The sequence below is a fragment of the Mycobacterium sp. E342 genome (assembly GCF_001667665.1).
Taxonomy (GTDB): Bacteria; Actinomycetota; Actinomycetes; order Mycobacteriales; family Mycobacteriaceae; genus Mycobacterium.
The window spans coordinates 1-1106 of the sequence record NZ_LZJM01000095.1; the positions used below are offsets into that span (position 1 = coordinate 1).

The window sequence follows — 1106 nt, forward strand, 5'->3', positions numbered from 1 at the left end:
GAGTAGCCGTCGCGCGTTGCCTGCAACTGGCTCAGCGCGGCTTTGGTATCGCCGATCGCGTCGCGTTCGCATTGGGCGATGAACGCGTCGAGTGCGTTGATGTCGGCCGCGGTCGTGCCGGCGTCGTCTTCCATCTCGTCGGCCTCGGCGATCAGGTCGTCGAGGTTTTGCAGCTGGCCTTCCAGCGACGCGATCTGCCCGGCCGCGGTTCGTTGCGCCTCGGCCAACGAGGCGGCGATGTTTTCCAGGTCCGCCCCGATCTTGGGCAGCTGCATCGACTGCGCCCCCAGGGATTTCGCCACCCGCTGCACTTCGGCGGCATCGTTGATGGGGTGGTCGCCGTTCTGGTGGTTCCACGCCGCGTTGAAGCGGTTGAGGGCCAGCTGGAAGGCGTGGTCGGCCTCGGCGGTGGAGCGGCCCGCGGCGTGAAAAGCACTGGCCAGATTGGAGATTTGCGACGGGCTACCGGCCTGCAGACTCTGGTTGACCGCCCACGGGTCACCCCCGGCTGCGGCGATCAGCGCCGGGATGCTGAGGTAGCGCAGTTCCATTGAATCGTCACCGATTCTCGGTTGGGCCGGGCGGCGCGGCCATCAGCAACCATGGCGGGTCGGCGGCACTGTGCACACCGCTACCGCCGAGCATCGCCACCCCTTCCGGCCTGGCGACAAGATTAGTGTTCCTGGCCCGGCGGTCACTTCACCTTGCGCCGCGCGAGACGGTTTGACCGGAGCTGGCGCAGATCCGCGGTGCAGGTGGTGTCCAAAGCCGGCGAGCCGCCGGGTGCAGGCGATTTCACAGCGTCAGAAGGTGTTGACCTTGTCGAGGCTGACGAACATGCCGTGGCCGGTGCGGTCGTTGGTGAACCGGGTGCCGTCGGCGGTCGCGACGATCGTCCAGCCCGCGGCGTTGTAGGTCTTGTAGTCGATCTGGACGGTCGGGATGGCACCCAGGTTGCCCAGCACCCACTGCACCTTGCCGCCCGAGTCCACGCTCACACCGTTGGCGTGTTCGCCGTCTTGCAGCGGGGAGTTGGTGAACGGCGCCTCGCAGCCGACGGTGTCCTTGTTGATCTGGCAGCGCGTGGTCCCCGACTTGGTTTCGAT

At 66.9% G+C, this 1106-nt stretch carries 2 pseudogenes; both read right to left on the reverse strand.

Going from position 1 to position 1106, the window contains the following annotated elements:
- Positions 1-551 (reverse strand): annotated as a pseudogene (locus A5692_RS06125) (hypothetical protein); the annotation flags it as partial.
- 252 nt (positions 552-803) lie between these two features.
- A pseudogene (locus tag A5692_RS06130) lies at positions 804-1106 on the reverse strand (hypothetical protein); the annotation flags it as partial.